At 59.9% G+C, this 19,857-nt stretch carries 23 protein-coding genes; 11 read left to right on the top strand and 12 right to left on the bottom strand.

All coding sequences use genetic code 11. The annotated features are described in order from the left end of the window. Nucleotides 1-66: 66 nt before the first annotated feature. The 3 genes from BM364_RS08805 (at nt 67) to BM364_RS08795 (ending at nt 2,168) form a co-directional block, all read left to right on the top strand. A complete protein-coding gene (locus BM364_RS08805) occupies nt 67-744 on the top strand; it encodes a glutathione S-transferase family protein (RefSeq protein ID WP_092423395.1) in 678 nt (225 codons plus the stop codon). Next, the gene (locus BM364_RS08800) at nt 741-1,166 is read left to right on the top strand and encodes a DUF1489 family protein (RefSeq protein WP_244542809.1); all 426 of its coding nucleotides are present in this window, start codon (nt 741-743) and stop codon (nt 1,164-1,166) included. Before BM364_RS08805 ends, BM364_RS08800 begins: the two co-directional genes overlap by 4 nt. A 102-nt stretch (nt 1,167-1,268) precedes the next feature. After that, nucleotides 1,269-2,168 (top strand): division plane positioning ATPase MipZ, encoded by a 900-nt coding sequence (locus BM364_RS08795; protein WP_092423393.1) that lies wholly within the window; start codon nt 1,269-1,271, stop codon nt 2,166-2,168. A 35-nt stretch (nt 2,169-2,203) separates the two neighbouring features. Here BM364_RS08795 and BM364_RS08790 read toward each other — a convergent pair whose 3' ends face one another. Then, nucleotides 2,204-2,623: a winged helix-turn-helix transcriptional regulator gene (locus BM364_RS08790; RefSeq protein ID WP_092423391.1), complete on the bottom strand. Its 420-nt coding sequence runs from the start codon at nt 2,621-2,623 to the stop codon at nt 2,204-2,206. Nucleotides 2,624-2,855: 232 nt separating this feature from the next. On the opposite strand from BM364_RS08790, the gene BM364_RS08785 reads away from it, so the two are divergent. Then, nucleotides 2,856-4,019, top strand: a complete 1,164-nt coding sequence (locus BM364_RS08785; protein ID WP_139232551.1) for a D-alanyl-D-alanine carboxypeptidase family protein — start codon at nt 2,856-2,858, stop codon at nt 4,017-4,019. On the opposite strand, the gene BM364_RS08780 is transcribed toward BM364_RS08785, so the two are convergent. Next, nucleotides 4,012-4,203: a sulfurtransferase TusA family protein gene (locus BM364_RS08780; RefSeq protein WP_244542808.1), complete on the bottom strand. Its 192-nt coding sequence runs from the start codon at nt 4,201-4,203 to the stop codon at nt 4,012-4,014. The two genes, BM364_RS08785 and BM364_RS08780, sit on opposite strands and share 8 nt — an antisense overlap. A gap of 43 nt (nt 4,204-4,246) precedes the next feature. Next, a complete protein-coding gene (locus BM364_RS08775; RefSeq protein WP_092423385.1) occupies nt 4,247-4,738 on the bottom strand; it encodes a CAP domain-containing protein in 492 nt (163 codons plus the stop codon). Nucleotides 4,739-4,921: 183 nt separating this feature from the next. Between BM364_RS08775 and BM364_RS08770 the strand changes: the two genes are divergently transcribed. Beyond that, on the top strand, nt 4,922-5,833 hold the full coding sequence (locus BM364_RS08770; protein WP_244542807.1) for an SMP-30/gluconolactonase/LRE family protein: 912 nt from the start codon (nt 4,922-4,924) through the stop codon (nt 5,831-5,833). 44 nt (nt 5,834-5,877) lie between these two features. Here the strand turns inward: BM364_RS08770 and BM364_RS08765 are convergent, their stop codons facing one another. Next, the gene (locus BM364_RS08765) at nt 5,878-6,366 is read right to left on the bottom strand and encodes a hypothetical protein (protein ID WP_092423381.1); all 489 of its coding nucleotides are present in this window, start codon (nt 6,364-6,366) and stop codon (nt 5,878-5,880) included. Between the two features lie 88 nt (nt 6,367-6,454). Beyond that, nucleotides 6,455-6,871, bottom strand: a complete 417-nt coding sequence (locus tag BM364_RS08760) for a VOC family protein (RefSeq protein WP_092423379.1) — start codon at nt 6,869-6,871, stop codon at nt 6,455-6,457. 264 nt (nt 6,872-7,135) lie between these two features. Between BM364_RS08760 and BM364_RS08755 the strand changes: the two genes are divergently transcribed. The 3 genes from BM364_RS08755 to BM364_RS08745 all read left to right on the top strand — a co-directional run bounded on the left by BM364_RS08755 (nt 7,136) and on the right by BM364_RS08745 (nt 8,539). Then, on the top strand, nt 7,136-7,534 hold the full coding sequence (locus tag BM364_RS08755) for an NADH:ubiquinone oxidoreductase subunit NDUFA12 (RefSeq protein ID WP_092423377.1): 399 nt from the start codon (nt 7,136-7,138) through the stop codon (nt 7,532-7,534). 6 nt (nt 7,535-7,540) lie between these two features. Next, nucleotides 7,541-7,960: a DUF2155 domain-containing protein gene (locus BM364_RS08750; RefSeq protein ID WP_092423375.1), complete on the top strand. Its 420-nt coding sequence runs from the start codon at nt 7,541-7,543 to the stop codon at nt 7,958-7,960. A gap of 81 nt (nt 7,961-8,041) precedes the next feature. Further along, on the top strand, nt 8,042-8,539 hold the full coding sequence (locus BM364_RS08745; RefSeq protein ID WP_092423372.1) for a GyrI-like domain-containing protein: 498 nt from the start codon (nt 8,042-8,044) through the stop codon (nt 8,537-8,539). Here BM364_RS08745 and BM364_RS08740 read toward each other — a convergent pair. The 6 genes from BM364_RS08740 to BM364_RS08715 form a co-directional block, all read right to left on the bottom strand. Further along, nucleotides 8,536-9,309 carry an APH(3') family aminoglycoside O-phosphotransferase gene (locus tag BM364_RS08740; protein WP_210186401.1) on the bottom strand — a complete coding sequence of 258 codons (774 nt, stop codon included), beginning with the start codon at nt 9,307-9,309 and terminating at the stop codon, nt 8,536-8,538. The two genes, BM364_RS08745 and BM364_RS08740, sit on opposite strands and share 4 nt — an antisense overlap. Next, nucleotides 9,296-9,940, bottom strand: a complete 645-nt coding sequence (aat, locus tag BM364_RS08735) for a leucyl/phenylalanyl-tRNA--protein transferase (protein WP_092423370.1) — start codon at nt 9,938-9,940, stop codon at nt 9,296-9,298. The genes BM364_RS08740 and aat overlap by 14 nt, the downstream gene beginning before the upstream one ends. Nucleotides 9,941-9,982: 42 nt before the next feature. After that, nucleotides 9,983-11,329, bottom strand: a complete 1,347-nt coding sequence (gene accC / locus BM364_RS08730) for an acetyl-CoA carboxylase biotin carboxylase subunit (RefSeq protein WP_092423368.1) — start codon at nt 11,327-11,329, stop codon at nt 9,983-9,985. 12 nt (nt 11,330-11,341) lie between these two features. Further along, complete coding sequence (accB, locus tag BM364_RS08725) at nt 11,342-11,833, bottom strand: acetyl-CoA carboxylase biotin carboxyl carrier protein (protein WP_092423366.1); 492 nt, start codon at nt 11,831-11,833, stop codon at nt 11,342-11,344. Between the two features lie 32 nt (nt 11,834-11,865). Beyond that, a complete protein-coding gene (aroQ, locus tag BM364_RS08720; RefSeq protein ID WP_092424021.1) occupies nt 11,866-12,303 on the bottom strand; it encodes a type II 3-dehydroquinate dehydratase in 438 nt (145 codons plus the stop codon). Nucleotides 12,304-12,467: 164 nt separating this feature from the next. Next, the gene (locus tag BM364_RS08715; protein ID WP_092423364.1) at nt 12,468-13,331 is read right to left on the bottom strand and encodes a DsbA family protein; all 864 of its coding nucleotides are present in this window, start codon (nt 13,329-13,331) and stop codon (nt 12,468-12,470) included. Between the two features lie 155 nt (nt 13,332-13,486). Here BM364_RS08715 and BM364_RS08710 point away from each other — a divergent pair, with 155 nt between their 5' ends. Together BM364_RS08710 and BM364_RS08705 are read left to right on the top strand one after the other, a co-directional pair. Then, complete coding sequence (locus BM364_RS08710) at nt 13,487-14,641, top strand: pyridoxal phosphate-dependent aminotransferase (RefSeq protein WP_210186400.1); 1,155 nt, start codon at nt 13,487-13,489, stop codon at nt 14,639-14,641. Further along, a complete protein-coding gene (locus BM364_RS08705; RefSeq protein WP_092423359.1) occupies nt 14,638-15,159 on the top strand; it encodes a GNAT family N-acetyltransferase in 522 nt (173 codons plus the stop codon). The genes BM364_RS08710 and BM364_RS08705 overlap by 4 nt, the downstream gene beginning before the upstream one ends. 102 nt (nt 15,160-15,261) lie before the next feature. Here the strand turns inward: BM364_RS08705 and BM364_RS08700 are convergent, their stop codons facing one another. Continuing rightward, nucleotides 15,262-17,988 carry an Rne/Rng family ribonuclease gene (locus BM364_RS08700; protein WP_092423357.1) on the bottom strand — a complete coding sequence of 909 codons (2,727 nt, stop codon included), beginning with the start codon at nt 17,986-17,988 and terminating at the stop codon, nt 15,262-15,264. Nucleotides 17,989-18,607: 619 nt separating this feature from the next. On the opposite strand from BM364_RS08700, the gene BM364_RS08695 reads away from it, so the two are divergent. Next, on the top strand, nt 18,608-19,822 hold the full coding sequence (locus tag BM364_RS08695) for an N-acetylmuramoyl-L-alanine amidase (RefSeq protein ID WP_175528526.1): 1,215 nt from the start codon (nt 18,608-18,610) through the stop codon (nt 19,820-19,822). Nucleotides 19,823-19,857 lie beyond the last annotated feature (35 nt).

Raw genomic sequence — 19,857 nt, 5'->3', positions numbered from 1 at the left:
TGAAAGGAATTAGGAGAGGGCGCCCCGCCAACAGGGCGCCCTTCTTCTTGAAGCAAGGCTATTGGCATGAAGCTGCTGATCGGAAACCGCAACTATTCTACCTGGTCGCTGCGTCCCTGGCTGGTGCTGCGTCATTTTGAAATCCCGTTCGAGGACGAGGTACTAATGCTCTCGGGCGAGAGCTGGCGCGAGACGCTGGCCGAGCGATCTCCGACGGGCAAGGTACCAGTCCTTATTGACGGTGATCTGGTCGTTCCAGAAACGCTGGCGATCATCGAATATCTGGCGGACCTTCATCCGGAAAAGCAGATCTGGCCGGCGAATCGGGATGATCGAGCGCTGGCACGCGCGGCAGCTTCGGAAATGCATGCCGGCTTCCAGGGGCTTCGAAGCCACGCGCCCATGAATCTGCGAGCCTCTCATTCCGGCAAGGTGGATGTTGAGCTGGTCCGCAAGGACCTTCATCGGGTAGAGCAGCTCTGGGGACAACTGCTGAGCCGTTCGGGCGGACCGTTTCTGTTCGGCGCTTTCACTGCTGCCGATGCCATGTTCGCCCCGCTGGCAACGCGCCTTCGCACATACGCTCTGCCTGTTTCCGACACGGCCAGCGCCTATGTGGAAGCCATCTACAGCCTGCCCGCCTTCCAGGACTGGCTCACCCTGGCATTGCACGAGCCCTGGATCGTGGATGACGATGAGATCGACGTCATCCAGGGACGGGTGGCCGCCGGGACTCTGGCATGATCCATATGGTCAAGCTTTGCGTCGGCATTTCAAGCTTCGAGGAGCTGGAAAGCTACCGCAACGAACGTGCCCATTGGTGGGGTGCAGACTATGGCGAAGACGTGCATGTTCACCGCACGCGCATGATGCCGAAGCGGGCTGAGGAGATGGAGGGCGTGAGCTCGATCTATTGGGTGATCGCTGGCGCCATTACCTGCCGGCAGCACATCCTCCGGCTCGCGCCCTACACGGACGCGGAGGGCAAGGACTATTGCGACATCATCATGTCACCCGAGCTCCTGCGTACGCTTCCTTACCCGAAGCGGCCATTCCAGGGCTGGCGCTATCTCCAGCCCAAGGACGCACCTCCCGACATGGCAGCCAATGACACGGAAAACTCGGCTGAGATCGCCGCAGAACTGGCTCGGCTAGGGCTTTTGTGATCCGATCCTGAGCCGCGTTAATCGTTTAACGATTGTTAAGCATGGGCCCCCTTGTGCATAAGCTCCGCACAGCCGAGATTCGAGCTATGATTTGGGGGCAAGATGGTCCGTCAGGCGGGGCATGTCATCGTTGTAGGAAATGAGAAGGGCGGGTCGGGCAAATCGACCACGGCTTTTCACCTTGCGGTCTACCTGCTTTACGAAGGCCACAAGGTCGCTTCCATCGATGTCGATAGTCGCCAGCAGACGCTGACCCACTATGTTCGCAATCGACGCGACTGGGCACGCCAGCATGGGCTTGGCGTGCCGCATACGACCCATTTTCATCTGCCCCTCGCGCGCGGCGACTCGCTCAGGGAAAACAACCGCCTCGAATTCGATCTCTTCCGCCAGGCTATCGCCGAAGTCGAGCAGAGTGCCGATTTCATCGTCGTCGACACACCGGGCTTCGACACCAATCTCACACGGCTGGCGCATTCGTTGGCGGACACATTGGTCTCCCCGGTCAATGACAGCCTGATCGATCTCAACGTCATGGCGCAGGTCGACCCGGTCACCGGCGAGCCGCGTGAGTTGAGCCACTATGCCCGGCTCGTGCAGCGGGCGCGCTCCGAACGCCTCTCGATCGACGGACGGACGATCGACTGGGTGTTGGTTCGCAATCGCATTGCCATGCTGTCATCGCGCAATATGCGGCAGGTGCAAACAATGCTGGACCGCATAGCGATGCGCCTGGGGTGCCGCGTGGCCGATGGCATCGCCGAACGCGTAATCTTCCGCTCGCTTTTCCCGATGGGAATGACTGTGTTCGATCCGCTGAACGAAGACATGCTGGGCGGTGTGCCCTCCATGTCGCATACGAGTGCCCGCCAGGAATATCGCACCTTGGTCGGCGCTCTCAACCTGCCGACCAGCCTTCGCGCGCAGGCGCGGCGTGAAGTGCTCGAAGCAGGCCAGGGAAAGACCAATCAGTTCGTCCACATGGCGCCGACGGAGCGATAGGAGAAGTTCTGCTTCAACTGTGGAAGTGCGGGGACCTATTGGCCCCGCGCATAGGCGATCTTCCGCGGCTCGGCGGCTTCCACAGAGGTTTGGCGCTGATCATAGATTGCGCGTGCCTCCACGATCGAGTGGTGGTGCTCGGCTGACCAATCCCAAAGCGCATTGATAGGCCCTTGCAGCGTCTTGCCCAGCTGGGTCAGGCTATATTCGACGCGCGGCGGCACTTCGGGATAAATCGTGCGCGACACGAGACCGTCGCGCTCGAGGTTGCGCAAGGTCAGTGTCAGCATGCGCTGGGACACTCCGTTGATCATGCGCTTAAGTTCATTGAAGCGCAGCGTTCCGTTGCGGCTCAACATGCCGACAACCATGACGCTCCACTTGTCGCCGATGCGACTCAGCACATCGGACATAGCGGAACAGTTCGAGTGCAGCGAGGTATCGGTCAACGACATCTCTCCATGCCTCCGTGTTGGGTTACTCAGGCACAAATATAAACACAGTTACTTGTTGTGACTAGTGCAGGGTTGCGGAACACCGTTTCCAGGCTGGGCCGTTCTGTGGCCGCACGGTAACAACCCGGACCTTGCCATTTCACAGCCGCGTCAATGAGGACTGGTTTTGTTGAGACGCGGTGGGGAGGCTGCTAAGAGGGGCCGCTTTCCAAGATTGATCCAAGAGTGTCCCGTGTTGCAATTGCGCCGCCTTTTCCTCGCCTTCGCCCTGAGCCTTGTGAGCCTGGTGCCGGCCGGAGCGATGCCGCTGCTGCTGGTCGATCGCGACACACTCGAAGTGCTTTACGCGCAGGAGGCGGGCCAGCCCTGGCATCCTGCATCCTTGACGAAATTGATGACGGCCTATGTCGCTTTCGAGGAGATTGCCAAGGGTACGGTGACCCTCGACACCCCAGTGAGGCTTTCCAAGAACGCGCTGGCGCAAGCTCCAAGCCGCTCGGGCCTCAAGGTTGATACCTCTGTGTCCCTTGAGGACGCGCTTTATATCCTGATCGTCAAATCGGCCAATGACATGGCTGTGGCGATCGCGGAAACCATCGGCGGCAACGAAGCTGCGTTTGTTGCCAAGATGAACGATGTGGCGCGCCGCATGGGGCTCTCTGTCACCCACTTCGTCAACCCGCATGGCCTTCATGATCCGCGCCAGGTCTCAAGCGCGCGCGACCTTGCGGTGCTTTCGCTCTATATCGAACAGACATTCCCCCAGTATATGCCCATGTTCCGCACCAGCACGGTGAAGGTCGGCAATCTGGTTCTCGAATCTCAAAATAAGCTGCTGACCAGTTTTGCCGGCGCAACCGGCATGAAAACCGGGTATGTCTGTGCCTCCGGTCTCAACCTCGTTGCCAATGTCGACCGCAACGGACGGCGATTGCTGGCGGTGGTCCTGGGTGGTTCATCGGGTCGGGACCGGAACGAAAGGGCTGCCGAATTGCTGCTCAAAGGCCTTTCCGGCGAAGTCCGGCCGACGGGGCAGACAGTGCTTGCCCTCGGCAACGCCGCAGGTGCGGCCCCGGTCGACATGCGGCCCAACATTTGCGGCAAGGATGCTGGCGATTATGTGAAGGCGCAGGAAGCGGCTTACCCCATGGGTCTCAAAGGCCAGCCCAGCTATCTCACTGACACTATTGCTCAGTTGCAGCATGTTGCGGTGGATCTGGGACGCATACGCGCTGGTATCGTCCTGCCACGTCCACGCCCGGCGCATACGCCCGCATTCCCGGTCCAAGCCATGGCAGAGAATACGGCAGCATCCGACGTCGCGCTGCGCCCAGGCCTCGATGTTGCGGATGATCCGAGCATACCTTTTCCGCGACCGCGTCCGGTTTTCAGGTAGCCTCGGCTGAGCCACTGACCAGAACGAAGAAACGCAGGACCTCGCCCTGCGTCTCTGTTCGGCACTCATGTCCACGCTGCCTGCAGTAAAGCGGGATATCCACCTGCGCCATCGGATCGGTGGCGAGCACGATCACGGTCTCGCCTTTCCTGAGCTGTTCCAGTCTTTTTTCCAGCTTGAGCACGGGCAGGGGGCACCTAAGCCCCCTCGCATCAATGATCTCGGGCTTAGTTGCCAAGAACCAGTACCCAGTAGACGCCATACCCCGAGGAAGCGTTGAAGGCGACGGCGATACCAGCCTTACTGGCCTGTGCGGCAAGTCCTGCTGCATCGGCAGGGCTGTTGCGCCAGCCTGAGAACGTATCTGCGATCGTTGAATAGCCTGCGCTGAGCTTCATCACTACAAGACCTTGCGGTGTGGCCGGGGCGTTTCCAGTCTGTGCGTATTGATTGGCGAGGGCCTGTGCCGTGCCGTCAAGGCCGGTATCTGAGCTGAGCGGAGCGACGCCGCGAGTGCCGCGATAGGAGTTGATAAGCTCGATCGCGGCGCGGCGGTCGAGCACGGCGCCCGGCTGATCCATCCGTGCCGTCAGCGCATTGGGCAGGCTCGCTGCAGAGCCACCGCCGCCCGCCCCCATCATCGAACAGCCGGTCATGGCGGTTGCGGCAAGGATTGCTATGCCGGCTGCGGCGGCAAGGCGAGTGAATGAAGTGGTCATGGTAATCCTTTGTCGGCTGCAGAGCCCCAGACGGGAACAATCTCACGGCGAGGCTGACGAGCGGTTAACCGGCACCGGCCAGCATTGCTCCGCTCTATCTCCGTCACTATGGTCAGCGCTCCTTGTCCGTTCAGTTTGCGGCAGGGTCTAGGCAGCGCAGGTCTTTGCGCGAGGGAGGAACAAGTGGCCGCCAGTGTCCACGAAATCATCGATCAGCGGTTTCGCGATCTTATCATCGGAAGCGCTCAACTAGAGCGCCTTTACGGCCAGTGCCGCTGGGCAGAAGGGCCTGTCTGGTTCAAGGATGGGGACTATCTGCTCTGGAGCGACATTCCGAACCGCCGGATGATGCGCTACCAGCCCGACGGTACCGTATCGGTGTTCCGCAGCGACTCCCATTTCTCCAACGGAAATACGCGAGATCGACTTGGCCGCCTCGTGACCTGCGAGCATGGCACAAGGCGCGTCACGCGCACCGAGGTAGACGGCACCATTACCGTGCTCGCTAATAGCTTTGAGGGTAAGCGTCTCAATTCGCCCAATGACGTAATTGTTCATTCAAGCGGCAGCATATGGTTCACCGATCCGACCTACGGCATCCTGAGTGACTATGAGGGCTTCAAGGCCGTACCGGAACAGCCGGCGCGCAATGTTTTTCGCCTTGACCCCGCGACAGGCGAGCTCAACGCTGTGGTCAGCGATTTCCTGCAGCCAAACGGCTTGGTCTTCTCGCCCGACGAGAAGCTGCTCTATGTGGTGGATTCAGGCGCCAGCCATAAGACTGACGCTCCAAAGCATATCCGCGTGTTCGACGTGGTAGGCGGAAAGACGCTGACGAATAACCGAGTCTTCTGCGAGGTGCCGGAAGGCATTCCCGACGGTCTGCGCGTCGATGTGCACGGCAATGTCTGGACAAGCGGCGGGCCTGCCATTCACTGCTTCGCCCCGGACGGAACCTTGCTCGGTCGTATTCATGTGCCAGAGCGCGTGGCGAACCTCACCTTCGGCGGGATCAAGGCCAATCGTTTGTTCATCGCGGCCACCACATCGATCTATTCGATCTATCTCGCGACCAACGGTGCCCAGACACCATAGCGTGGCCAAAATGGAAACCCCGGCAGAGGCCGGGGTTTCCAAGATCAGTGGATGTCCTTGCGGAACTCTTCACTACCGGACCAGTGGTCGTCGTCCGCGGGGCCGTCCTCGTCTTCTTCGTAGAAGCCGTCTTCATCGTCGTCGCTGGCTTCACCTGAAAGCTCCCGCAGCGCATCGACGTCGTCTGGCGAGAGAGCATGAGAGTGATTGGCGGGATCATCGACCATCACATCGGCCAACTCGTAGTTGTCGTCGCTGTTTTCAGCGTCTCCGCTCAATTCTTCGATTGCTCGATCGATCTCGTTGATCATGGCCGCGGGATCTTCATCACCCCAGTCGCCGCTCTCGCGCATGGCCAGCTCGTCGCGCATTTCGCGCAAGCGGGCGAGGCGTTCTTCGCTGGAGCGGTCATCACCATAGAGCAGATCCTCGATCTCGCTCTGGCTATAGGGTTGCGCAATGCCGGCTTGGTCGGCGTTGTCGAAATTGGTTTCCTGCGGGATCAGCGTTCCGCGGTTATGCGTCTGTGCCATGGCTCGTCTCCCTTTGGTTTACGAGATGGCCACACAACGCAAGGCTGCCGCCCGGAGTTCGCCCGGGCAGCGCAATTGTGAAGAGCGGTCAGTGGCCCTGACCCGCGATATTGACCATCCAGGTGATGCCAAACCTATCCGAGAGCATGCCGAACATGTCTCCCCAAGGTGCTGTTTCGAGCGGCATGCTCACCTGTCCATCTGCTACCAGCTTTTCCCAATAACTGCGCAAAAGGGACACATCGTCGCCGCTGAGAGAAATGGAAATATTGCTTCCCGCCTGCATGTCCATACCCGACGGAGTGTCGGAGATCATCAGCGTCATGCCGTTCGGAGCGTCGATCTGGCCGTGCATGATCCGGTTTTCCTCCGCCGGATCATGAGGCATGCCGCCCTCGGCGAATGTCATCATGCTCAACTCGCCGCCGAACACAGAGTGGTAAAAAGCCAAAGCTTCGCGCGCTTCATCGCGGAAGCCGATATAGGGATTGAGACGTACGTTCATGGCCCTTCTCCTCATTGCCAATGCCTGAGCTTAGACCTGTCTGATGGAAGGGAGAAGTCAGCCTGCTGGCCAGTTGTGAAGTTGAGCGGGAAGAGAAAGGGATCACCGCAAGTGACTCTGTGAGCATGGAAATGCAGCGCTCCCGCTGATCAGCGCTGCCAGCACCGCCGGCGTGGCGCGGAATTGACTACCTTTTGTCTAGGCTCCCGGCAGCGGAAGTGATAAACCGCCATTCAACTCGTTCCAGAAGAGCGGAATCGTCTCGTGTCCAAGTCTGATCGCAAACAGTTTCTCACCGAAATCTTCGCCTGGTGGCGCGGGCAGACTTGGGGAACGCGCCTCTGGATCAAACGCTTCGGCAAGTATGTCGGCTCGGATGAGTTCGGCAACCGGTACTATCAGGACAAAAAGGCCAATCGTCGCTATGTGACCTACGCGGGTTATGCCGACGCCTCAGCTATTCCGCCGGGCTGGCACGGGTGGATGCATCACCGGACCGATGTCGTGCCGACTGACGCCAAGTACACGCCGCGCGCATGGCAGAAGCCGCATCAGCCTAACCTGACGGGGACGGCCGAAGCCTATCGTCCTGAAGGCAGCTTGCTCAACAAGGGCGAACGCCCGCGCGTCACCGGCGACTACCAAGCCTGGTCGCCCGAATAAGGCGCCATGCCCCTTCGCTTCATCTCTCGCCTTCTCATTGCGTTGGCTTTGGCCGGCCTAGCCTCTTTTTCCTTGCCGGCAGCTGCACAGCCGCTCGCGCATCCGGTTGCCACGCTGGCGGGGTTGGACAAGATCACGGGCCGGATTACACGGTTCGACGTTTATATCGACGAAACGGTGTTGTTCGGCGCCCTCGAGATCACGCCGCGCGCCTGCTACAATCGCCCGGCGACTGACACGGTGCAGCGAACTTCGGTCTTTGTCGAAGTCGATCAGCGCTCGCTTGACGGCTCCACCGAACGGATTTTTACCGGCTGGATGTTTGCAGATAGTCCTGCGCTCAGCGCGGTCGATCACCCGGTGTATGACGTGTGGCTGATCGGCTGCAAGACCAGCACCAGCGTTCCTCCGCCGGACCAGAGATAATCGTCGTCCCGATGTCCAAACTGTGATCCTCCGCTCGTCGTGGAGGACAAGGCGCGTTTTGTGCCGCGGAGGAGGACAAGGATGTTGACGCTACCCAAGATCGTCGAGCGCGAGGCGCGGCCCTATATCTATCTGCCGTTCACAGTACGAATGGACGAGATGCAGCGTCCCGCGAACGAGGGCTTTCCGAGGCTCTTCGGCCATATCGCGGATCACGGGCTGGAGCCGGCGGGACCAGCTTTCTACAACTATCGCCGGATCGACATGGCCGACACCCTGGATGTCGAGGCAGGTATCGCCCTCCAAACGCCGAGCCCTTCGCCTGGTGAAATACGGACCGGCATACTACCAGCGGGCCGGTATGTGACCATGACCTGGCATGGTCACCCCGATAAGCTCATGGACGTGACGACGCTGCTGGTTGGTTGGTCGCGTCTGACCGAAACGCATTTCGATGTCGAGCAACGGGCCGACGGCGATCACTTCGCCTGCCGTCTTGAACTCTACGAAACCGATCCGCACGATGTGCCGGATATGAACGAGTGGGTGACGATTCTGGAGTTCAAGCTCAAGAGCTAGAACATCTCGTCGAGGGTGCAATAATAGGTGTAACGCTCTGCGTCGAACTCTGTGCCGTAAGCTGAGAGAAATTCACCGACGACTTCCGTGCCGCCGTTCGACTGGAGGCTGCGGCACGCCAGCGCCAGATCCTGCCACCGATCAGCAACACCAAGGCGGCCGCAGTCGACTACACCGCTGAAGCGCCCGTCCACCGACATCACATTCGGCAGGCAGGCATCGCCGTGCGTGACAACGCGCTCCTCTTCCGCTGGCCTGTTTGCCACGAGCCAATCAAACACTGCCTGGCCGGTCCAGCCTTGCCGGTCATCGTCGAAGTCGCTCTCGTCGACCAAACCTGCGGCGAGGTTGCGCTCGGCATCAGCAAGGCGTTGGTCCAGCGCGTGGTCAAAGGGGCAGTTCACGGGATCGAGTGCATGAAGCCGCCTCAGCCCTTCAGCCAGCATGCGGGCGACATCGACACGCCGTTCTAGGGTCCGCGTCAGATCCTGACCTTTGACCTCAGTCATCAACAGCCAACTGAAGTCATCTGCTTGAACGTGATCAACGACCCGTGGCGCTGGGAATCCCATTCCGGCCAGATAATCGAGCCGCAAGAGCTCACGAGGCATCTCCGCCAGCTCATGGTTGGGCTCTGCCTTGAGATAAAGCGCCGTTTTACCGATGCCAATTCGCCAGACGGCGGCCCTCGATCTGCCGATTGCTACAGGCAGCCACTCGTGACTATCCAAAGGCTTCAGGGACAGGGGAAGCCGCTCACGCACGCTCACTTTTTTCTCCCAATGCCCACCAGTCCGCCTCCAGCAGCAGAGCTTGCCGAAGCCTCTCCTCGTACTCTGCGCGGGGGATTTCGACGCCCCCAAGGGATGCGAGATGCTCGGTGATGAACTGGGTGTCGAGCAGAGCAAAGCCGCCAGCATTCAGCCGATCCACCAGATGTGCCATCGCCATCTTGCTCGCGTCCGTGCGGCGGTGGAACATGGATTCGCCAAAGAATGCTCCGCCAATGGCAAGTCCATAGAGTCCACCGACGAGATCTGAGCCATCCCAGACTTCCACAGTGTGGGCTATGCCCCGCTCAAACAACTCGCCGTAAACAGCGCGGATGGTGGCATTGATCCAGGTGGTCGATCTGTCCTCGCCCGCGGTCGCGCAGCCCTCGATTACGCCGTGCCAATCGGTGTCCACCCGAATGGTCCAGCCGGATTTCCGAATGGCTTTGCGGAGGCTGCGGGAGGCATGGAACCCATCAAGAGGCATGATCCCGCGCCACTCAGGGCTGACCCAAAACACGTCTTCGTCTGCGGCATCTTCCGCCATAGGAAAAATACCCGCGCGATAGGCGCGAACGATGAGCTCGGGCGTTATCTCGATATCGAAGGGATCGGTGCGGCGGGCCATGTCAGTCCGGCAGAAAAGAAAGGGGCGCAATGCGCCCCTTTATCAGACCTTGTTCTCGGCGAGGAATTTCTCGAGCCAGTGGATGTCATAGTTGCCGACGATGATGTCCGGCTGCTTGATCAGGCGCTGGAAGAGGGGCAGGGTGGTCTTGACGCCATCAACCACGAACTCGTCGATGGCACGGCTCAATCGCTTGAGGCACTCTTCGCGCGTGCGGCCATAAACGATCAGCTTGCCGATCAACGAGTCATAATAGGGCGGGATCTTGTAGCCCTGATAGACTGCCGAATCGACGCGAATGCCGACGCCTCCTGCCGGGTGGTAGAAGGTGATCATGCCCGGTGATGGCGCAAAGGTCTGTGGATCCTCGGCATTGATGCGCACTTCGATGGCATGCCCGTTGAACTGCACCTGTTCCTGCGACATGGAGAGCACTTCGCCCGATGCGACACGGATCTGCTCATAAACGATGTCGATGCCCGTTATGCGTTCGGTCACCGGATGCTCGACCTGCAGACGGGTGTTCATTTCAATGAAGTAGAACTCGCCGTTCTCATAGAGGAACTCGACCGTTCCGGCGCCGGAATACTTCAGCTTTCGCATGGCAGAGGCGCAGATCTCGCCGATGCGATCGCGTTCCTCGACGGTAATGGTTGGGCCACCGGCCTCTTCCCACACCTTCTGGTGGCGGCGCTGCAGCGAACAGTCGCGCACACCCAAATGCACGGCATTGCCCTGGCCATCGCCAAGCACCTGGACTTCGATATGGCGCGGCTTGCCCAGGTACTTTTCCATGTAAACGGAATCGTTGCCGAACGCAGCCTTTGCCTCCGAACGGGCTGTCGACCAGGCAACCAGAAGATCGCTTTCGGTCTGTGCAACCTTCATGCCGCGGCCACCGCCACCCGCCGTTGCCTTGATGAGCACAGGATAGCCGATACCCCGAGCAGTCGAAAGCGCCTGTTCTTCGGTTTCGACGGCGCCGTCGGATCCGGGAACCACGGGGATGCCAAGTTCCACCGCCGTTCTTTTGGCGGTGATCTTGTCACCCATGATCTCGATGTGATGCGCTGAAGGACCGATGAAGGTCACGTTGTGCTCGGTCAGGATCTTGGCGAAGCGGGCGTTTTCCGAGAGGAAGCCATAGCCCGGATGCACGGCATCGGCGCCCGTGATCTCGCATGCAGCCAAGATCGATGGGATGTTGAGATAGCTGTCCTTGGCCGAGTTAGGCCCGATGCAGACGCTCTCGTCAGCAAGCCGAACATGCATGGCATTGGCGTCGGCCGTCGAGTGAACGGCAACGGTCTGGATGCCCAGTTCCTTACAGGCACGAAGGATGCGAAGAGCAATTTCGCCACGATTGGCGATCAGGACTTTCTGGAACACGAGAAGCCCCCCTTACTCGATGACGACAAGCGGCTCGCCATATTCGACCGGCTGGGCGTCATCCACGAGAATTCGAGTGACGGTGCCTGAGCGATGCGCCGGGATCTGGTTCATGGTCTTCATCGCTTCAATGATGAGCACTGTCTGGCCCTCCGAAACCTTGCCGCCAACTTCGACGAAGGTAGGTTTGCCCGGTTCGGGCGAGCGGTAGGCCGTGCCGACCATGGGGGAGGTGAGGGTGCCCGGGTTCGAGGACAGATCCTCTTTGCCGGCCGGAGCTGCCGGGGGAACGCTGACCGAAGGAGCGGCCGGCGCTGCAGGAGCAGCCGGAGCCATATATTGCATGGGAGCGGGAGCGAATGCAGGCGCTTCAACGGGATAGGAGCGGGTGACGCGGACCCGGAAATCCTCCTGCTCGATCTCGATCTCAGCGAGATTTTCCTTGTTGAGCAGTTCGGCGATGGCGCGGATCAGGTCCTGATCCACTTGCGATGACTTGGTCATTCTTGTCGGTCTCCCGGCTTCCTGTCGAAGCGTTATGCGAGTTTGTCGGCCATGGCTTGCAGGGCCAGTCTATACCCCAGCGTACCAAAGCCGCAAATGACGCCGAAGGCCACAGCCGACACATAAGAGTGGTGCCGGAAGGCTTCGCGCTGGTGAATGTTGCTGATATGGACTTCCGCCACCGGAAGATTGACGGCCCTGAAGGCGTCATGAATGGCAACGGAGGTATGCGAATAGGCGCCGGGATTGATCAGTATGCCGTCGGCAGTGCCGAGAGCTTGCTGAATCCAGGTGACAAGTTCGCCTTCGATATTGGACTGGCGGCAATCGACGGAGAGGCCAAAATCGGCTCCCGCCTTGCGGCAAAGCTCTTCCACATCTGCCAGGGTCTGCGACCCATAGATGCCGGGTTCGCGTTTGCCGAGCATGTTGAGGTTCGGGCCGTTGAGGACGAGAACGTGCTTTGCCATGATCTCTGCGTTGTGCACCGGCTCTTTCCGGCGGTGCAAGGGCGGTTACACGAAATGCACCGAAAAGGCGAGCCTTCTCCGTATCTGCCGCGCCTTTAGCTTCAGAGTCGGGCGATATTCAGGCTCGCGAGCGTGTTATCGACGGCGTCTGCTGAGAGCAGAAGTCAGCTACACACCGTCTCCCCGCAGGCCCGCATATTGGCGATCCGGTCTCTCAGGTCATCGACGCCGATCGCACCGGGAATGATTTCATTGCCGATGATATAGGTTGGCGTACCAGAAATTCCGAGCGCCTGGGCGATCTCATAAGAGGTTTGAATGGTGCGTGAGACGCGCTGTTCACCCATCTGCAGCTCCAAATTAACCGGGCTCAGACCCAGCGCACTCGCAGCCTCGAGGGCTGCCGCTTTATCAACCTTGCCCCGGCTTGAAAACAGCGCCTCGTGGAAGCTCCAGTAATCGACATCTGCCTCACCAACGAGGACGCCGATCCGAGCGGCATCGATCGACTCATTGGAAAGAATTGGAAACTCCTTCAGGATCACCTTCAGATTGGGATCTTCCGCAAGCAGCGTAGCAAGGTCCGGCAGTGCGGAGCGGCAATAGCCGCAGTTGTAGTCGAAAAACTCGACAAGGGTCACATCGCCCTCGGGATTGCCCAGCACGATCTGGCCGGGAGCGTTGAAGATCTGATCTTCCATCTGCGCGATCGCGACCTGTGCCTTGGCCTGGTCTTCGTTGCGCAGGGTTTCTTCTAGGGCCACCGAAAGCCGCTGCAGCAGCTTGGGGTCGCTCATCAGGTAACGCTCGATCATCGGGTTCAAAACCGCAGGATCGATTTCGGCCAATGGTGCGGCAGCAGGTGCGGCGCTCGCCTGCGTCACCTCGCGTTCGGCCAGCACGGCTTCAACGATGGAGCGTACGGCGAAGGTATCGGTCTGCGGTTGTGGCTGATTGAATTGCGCATAGCCGAACGCTCCGGCGAAGATGCCGGCAGCAGCGGCTAGAACGATAGTCAAGCGGTTCATCTTACCAGCTCCCACGAATTCAGCTCCTGCCTTCTAGCAGAGCTGGTCCGACAGTGGCACGCGGCAATTGCGAGGATATCAACTCAAGCTTCAATTGTTGTTGAGCGGCGTCGGCAGAGGCTTTAACCCCAGACCACTACGTATGGAGCCCGGTTATGACCTTTCCCGCCCCTGATGGCCTGATGCCATTTTACGCTATGGATATCCTGAACCGCGCCAAAGCGCTGGAAGGGCAGGGACGCACTGTCTGCCATCTTGAGATAGGCGAGCCGGGCCGACCTCCGGCGCCAAAAGTCATCGAAGCTGTGTCCCGTGCTCTTCCCGATCCACAGGGCTATACCAATGCTAAGGGCATGACGGGTTTGCGTGAGGCACTCGCGCGATACTATGAGGAACAGCATGGTGTGCCGGTCGATCCGGAATTGATTCTGGCGACAATGGGTTCCTCGGCGGGCTTCATCCTCGCCTTTCACGCCGCATTCCGCCCCGGAGCTCGGATTGCGATCACCCGGCCCGGCTACCCCGCCTATATAAACACCCTTATCGGCCTCGGCTTTGATGTTGCGGAGATCCCCGTTTCAGCGGAGAACAACTGGCACCTGACAGGCGCCCAGATCGAGGCTGCGTATCGGCAGGCGCCCTTCGAGGGTCTGCTCTTTGCTAGTCCTGCCAATCCTACCGGTGCCGCTGTTGACCGGGGAGGGCTGGCCGATATCGTTGACACATGCAAACGCCTGGGGATCACGTTTATCTCGGATGAGATCTACCATGGCCTTGATTATCGCGGTCCATCGGTCAGCGCGCTCGAACTCACGCGCGACGCCATCGTCATCAACAGCTTCTCCAAATATTACTGCATGACTGGGTGGCGTATCGGTTGGATGGTGCTGCCCGAGGCGCTGATCCGACGCGCCGAAATCCTGCAGCAGAATCTTTTCATTTCTGCACCAACGCTCAGCCAGATTGCCGCCACGGCCGCTCTCGGCGAGCGCGAATATTCTGAACAGCAAAAAGCTGTCTATGCCGCTAATCGAATCCTGCTGACCAAGGGATTGCAGGAGATTGGCTTCGATCTCGCTGCGCCAGCAGATGGTGCCTTTTATGCCTATGCTGGAATATCGAGGTTCTCCAACGACTCCATGGCATTTTGTGAATCGATGCTGGAGAAGGCAGGCGTTGCCGCCACTCCTGGCATCGACTTCGATCGCAACGGGGGCCAGAGTTTTGTCCGCTTCAGCTATGCCGGCACACGCCAGACAGTCGAGCAGGCGCTCGATCGCTTGCGAACCTTCGTGTCAGCAGGCTCATGACTCCTCCGACCATTGAAACGCGGCGGCTCATCTTGCGTCCCATGTGCGGCGAAGACCTGGCAGCTTACGCCCACATGATGGCGTCGCCCCGCGCCATCTATATGGGTGGCCCGTTCAACGCGCTCGAAACCTGGCGTATGTTCTGCCAGGATATCGCGCTTTGGTCCGTGTACGGCCATGGTGGCCTGATGATCGACCGCAAGTCCGACCGCAGATGTGTTGGCCAGGTGGGCATCAATCACGGCCCACTCTACCCCGAAAAGGAGCTCGGCTGGCTGCTTTATGAGGGATTCGAAGGATGTGGTTACGCAACCGAGGCTGGCGCTGCGCTCCGGGACTGGGCCTTCGGCACGCTCGGCATCTCAACCCTCGTCAGCTACTTCGACCCCGCGAACCATGCCTCCATGGCTGTATCGGCGCGCTTGGGCGGGGTGATAGACAACTCGGCGCAAGGGCAGGACGAGGATGACGTGGTGTTTCGATATCCGCTCACATCTGCAAACCACGGAACTGTGTGATCCGCGAGAGTGAGGGCGGAGTTGCACCCACAGACGCTGCTGATGGTACGCAGAGTATCAAAGCAATTAGGGCGGCTCGAGAGCCGCCCTTTTTCAACTGTGCTAGCCAAGACCCAGCCGGCGCTGCCACCAGCCGACCTTCTTCTTTTTGTCCGGCTCAGCTTCGCCTTCGGCCGCTTCTGCATCGTCAGCCGGGTTCGCACTTGAAGAAACCACGACGCCTTCCGGCGGTAGCTCCTTCTTCTGCCGCTTGGGACGGATTTCAGCCGCTTCGGGTTCCACTGCCTCAGCTCCTGGAACGGCCTCCGGGGCAACTGGCTCGGCAACGGGCGCCGTCTCAAGCGGTGCTGCTTCGGCGGTTTCTTCGACCTTCTTGCGCGTTCTCGGCTTGCGCTTTGGCTTTTCAGGCGCAACTTCATCACCGGCAGTAGCCGGTGCTTCAGCGCTCACTTCCACCGGTGCTTCCGCCTCGCTCGCCTTGGTCTTGCGGGTGCGCGGCTTGCGCTTTGGCTTTTCTGGTGCAGCTTCTTCGGCTGGCGAAGCCTCTGCGCTCGCGAGTTCCGTTACCGCTTCCACTGTCTCAGCCACGGCCGCATCGGCAAGGCCATTCTGAGCCAGCAGCGTCTCGGCAATTTCGGCTTGCACTTCTGTTGGAGCGTCCGGCTGCTCAGCTTCGCTGGCTTCGGCTGCCTCGATCGGCTCTGTTCCGTTTACGGTGACTTCGCCATCCTGATCGCGACGATTGCGACGACCACCGCGGCGGCCGCGACGACGACGACGACGCGGTTCGCCATCGGCGTCGACGTCAGCGGCACTTACCGCATTGTCTTCGCCTTCGACCTCTTCGCTGGCTTCGTCTTCTGTCTCGCTTTCACCTTCGCGCGCTTGAATGGGTGCACGCTCTTCCGGGCGCTCTCCACCATTGCCACCGCCACGACGGCGACGACGCCGCCGGCGACGGCCGCTGCCTTCGCCCTCGCCATTGTCCTGGCGTGCTTCGGCGGGCGTGTCTTCGGTGTCTTCGGTTTCCTCGACCTCGACGTCTTCCTCGATATCTTCGATCACTGCGCTATCGACGCGCACATGGCTCGCTGCGCGCTGTTCGGCATAGGAGGAGACGCGGGTCTCGCCCTTTTCGATACCGAACTGGTGACCGGTTAGCTTGCTGTCAGCCGTGATGGTGATCGAGAGGGCGTTGCGCGCCTCGAGCATGCTGAGTGTGTCGCGCTTATAGTTGAGGATATAAAGCGCCACCTCGGTGGGCACGCGCACATTGATCGATTGACCCTGCTTGCGCAGCACATGGTCCTCGATATGGCGCATGATCATCAACGCCAGGCTCTCTGTCGAGCGCACGAGGCCAGTGCCTTCGCAGATCGGGCACTTGTGGGTCGAGCTTTCAACAACGCCGAAGCGAATGCGCTGGCGGCTCATTTCCATCAGGCCAAAGTGGGAAATCCGTCCCACCTGGATGCGGGCACGATCGTCCTTGAGCGCGTCCTTGAGCTTGCGCTCGACCGCACGATTTGAGCGGTTCTCCATCATGTCGATGAAGTCGATCACAATGAGCCCGGCAAGGTCGCGCAGGCGCAGCTGGCGCGCCACTTCGTCCGCAGCTTCGAGATTGGTCTGAAGTGCCGTGTCCTCGATATTGTGCTCCTTGGTGGAGCGGCCCGAGTTGACGTCGATAGAGACAAGCGCCTCGGTCGGATTGATCACCAGATACCCGCCGGAGGGCAGGGTAACGACCGGGGAGAACATCTGGTCGAGCTGAGTTTCGATGCCGTACTTGGAAAAGAGCGGCTGCTCTTCGCCATAGATGCGCACGTTCTTGGCGTGGCTCGGCATGATCATCTTCATGAAGTCCTTGGCTTCACGATAAGCCGCTTCGCCGGCAACGAGAACTTCGTCGATGTCCTTGTTGTAGAGGTCGCGGATGGTGCGCTTGATCAGCGAGCCTTCTTCATAGACGAGGCACGGGGCCTGGCTCTCGAGCGTCAGCGTACGCACGCTTTCCCAAAGGCGCATCAGATATTCGAAATCGCGCTTCACTTCGGCTTTGGTGCGGGTCGCACCAGCTGTGCGCAGGATCACGCCCATACCCTTGGGCACATCCAGGTCGGCCGTGATTTCCTTGAGCCGCTTACGGTCGGCAGCGTTGGTGATCTTGCGCGAAATTCCGCCGCCCCGAGCCGTGTTGGGCATCAGCACGGAATAGCGGCCGGCGAGCGAGAGATAAGTCGTCAGCGCAGCGCCCTTGTTGCCACGCTCCTCTTTGACCACCTGCACCAGCATCACCTGGCGGCGCTTGATCACTTCCTGGATTTTATACTGATGACGACGCTGCTGCGCGCGACGCCGCTCCGGCACTTCTTCCAGAGCGTCGGCACCGCCGATCGATTCCACAGGCTCGGAATTTGCCGGAGCCTGTTCGATATGCGTTTCTTCCTCGGCGTCCTGCTGTTCGCCTTCGCTCTCGCCTTCGGCAGCAGCCTCAGCAACAGCGGGCGTTTCTTCGGAATCTTCGTGATGCTCGTCCTCGTGCTCTTCCTCGAGCAGCAGAGCTTCGCGGTCGGCGACGGGGATCTGATAATAGTCGGGATGGATTTCGCTGAAGGCGAGGAAACCGTGGCGATTGCCGCCATATTCCACGAATGCGGCTTGGAGCGACGGCTCGACGCGCGTCACCTTGGCTAGATAGATGTTCCCGCGCAACTGACGGCGGGTCGCCGATTCAAAGTCGAATTCCTCGAGCCGGTTACCGGCGGTAACGACAATCCGTGTTTCTTCCGGGTGGATGGCATCCACCAGCATTCTCTTGGTCGCCATATTGGACTCCGCGCACCCGCGCGCCGACTGGAGCACGCCGGTATACCGGTTGCTCGGGCATGGCGCATTGCGGGGCGAATGGGTTGAGTGAAATCGGGCGCGAACCTCTCACGTTCAGCGCGCCGGCAGATCTGGTCGTGGCCGGGAGATAGGGCGAAGCAAAACGGCAATCGTCTAGTCCGATCGCGTCGCGCTTTGTCCGCCTGCGGGCCATATGACCTCTTCCTATTGGGCGGCTGGCCTCTTCCGGCTAGCCGCCGTCCGATCCCGGAGGAATCGAAATTCGTCATCGAAGGCGCTGAAAATTGCCGCTTTCAATCCGGAGCGCGTGCGTTTGTTCCACACGTTCCGACCGGGGTCCGCAGCGGCGCGAAGAGAAGTCTGACGCTCATCGCTGGCGCTCGCGAAACTCCTGCGCCTTCATATAAGCGTGTAGGGGTGTTGCGCCAGATTGGCAACAGGAAACTCTTTATCCTCCGGATAACAGGGTTTTGCCTGGCCTTGGTTTTGCCGATCCTGCCAAATCATCGCATAAGCCAACAAGCCGCAGATTCGCCCAATGGGCATGCCAGACGGTTTCCAAATACGCATAGGGCCCGGTGCACACTTGAACTTCTCATTGTTCCGAACACTTCTTGTGGGATTCCTTGCCCTGGCTGCAACGCTCTTGCCCGCTCAGGCGCAGGAGGCCCCGCCTGTCGGTCTGCCAAACGTCATTGATATCCGCGTTACGGCTACGGAGGAGCGGGCCCGTCTCGTGGTTGATCTGGCGTCGCGGACCGAGTTCGCCTTTGTGTCGCTCACCGGGCCGGATCGGCTGGCGATCGATGTCCGTGCCGGTACCTTTTCAGTGCCGGAGCCGAGCGGAGAGCCGGCAGAAAACGAGCTGATCGCATCCTATCTCGTCGAGCAGGCCGCTCCTGATCGCGTCCGTACCACTTTGACCCTTGCTGCCCCGGTTCAGGTGCAGCAAGCCTATGTGCTCGATCCGTTCGAGGATCAGCCCGCACGGTTGGTGGTCGATATCATTCCTGCCGATGCCGAAATCTTTGCTGCCAATGTCGAGCGCGACCGTGCTGCATCGAGTGCTGCTGCAGATACGGCCGCCGTTTCCACGCCGGCCGGCAGTTCCGAATTGCCGATCGCTACCAAGCCGCTCGTAGTCATCGATCCCGGGCATGGCGGCATCGATAGCGGCGCCGAGGCTCCGAACGGCGTGCGGGAAAAGGACATCGTTCTCGCCTTCTCCCTGAGGTTGCAGGAACTGTTGATCGAATCGGGCCGCTTCGACGTTGCGCTGACGCGTCAGGATGACACCTATCTGCGGCTTGAAGAGCGTGTTGAACTGGCGCGCACCAACAAGGCCGATATTTTCCTTTCCATCCACGCCGACAGCTTCCAGCAACCCGAAATCCGCGGCGCCAGCGTCTATACGCGCGACGAAAATGCGACGGATGTTCTCGATAAGGTTTTGGCGGATCGGGAAAACAAGTCCGACGTCATCGCTGGCTTTGCCATGCCGCAAATGGCGCCGGAAGTGGTGGATATCCTGCTTGATCTCATGCGCCGCGAGATGCGCGTTCAATCTTATATGGCTGCCCGCTCCATCGTTCATCAGCTTGAACCCAGTGTGGCGTTGAGGCGTTTCCCCGTGCGTCAGGCCGACTTTTTCGTGCTTCAGGCGCCCGACGTTCCCTCCGTTCTCATCGAACTCGGTTTTCTCTCCAACGAGAGCGACGTAGCCAACCTGATGCAGGGCGAGTGGCGCGACCGCACAGCCGAGGCGATTGCCCGCGGGATTTCGACCTATTTCGACAGTCTCGAGGCTGAATGATAAGCGAGGGATTCTGCGCGGCCTCGCCTTCTGCT

The organism is Devosia crocina (assembly GCF_900116545.1).
GTDB lineage: Bacteria > Pseudomonadota > Alphaproteobacteria > Rhizobiales > Devosiaceae > Devosia > Devosia crocina.
The sequence above is the reverse complement of the archived record's forward strand: the minus strand, read 5'-3'. Positions and strand labels throughout refer to the sequence as shown.